The sequence below is a fragment of the Bradyrhizobium sp. Kon10 genome (assembly GCF_055807395.1).
The window spans coordinates 1-244 of record NZ_JBVVOZ010000347.1 but is presented as its reverse complement, the minus strand read 5'-3'; the positions used below and the strand labels follow the sequence as shown (position 1 = coordinate 244).

The window sequence follows — 244 nt, the reverse complement described above, 5'->3', positions numbered from 1 at the left end:
CTCAGGGCGATGGCACGCGAGATGCCGGACGGCAAGGACAGGCTGCGCGCCCGCATCGCGCTCGCTTTTGCCGCTCTGTCGCTGCCGGCGCCGGCATCGGCGCTGCGCGGTGCGACCCGCAGCCTCGCCGATGAGCTCGATCGCCAGATTCTGCCGGATGGCGGACATATTTCCCGCAATCCGATAACCGTACTTGAAATCCTCGCCGACCTTCTGCCGCTGCGCCAAACCTATGCCAATCAAG

The 244-nt window shown here is 65.6% G+C and carries 1 pseudogene; it reads left to right on the top strand.

The annotated features are described in order from the left end of the window. A pseudogene (locus tag AC0L2O_RS37335) lies at positions 1–244 on the top strand (heparinase II/III family protein); the annotation flags it as partial.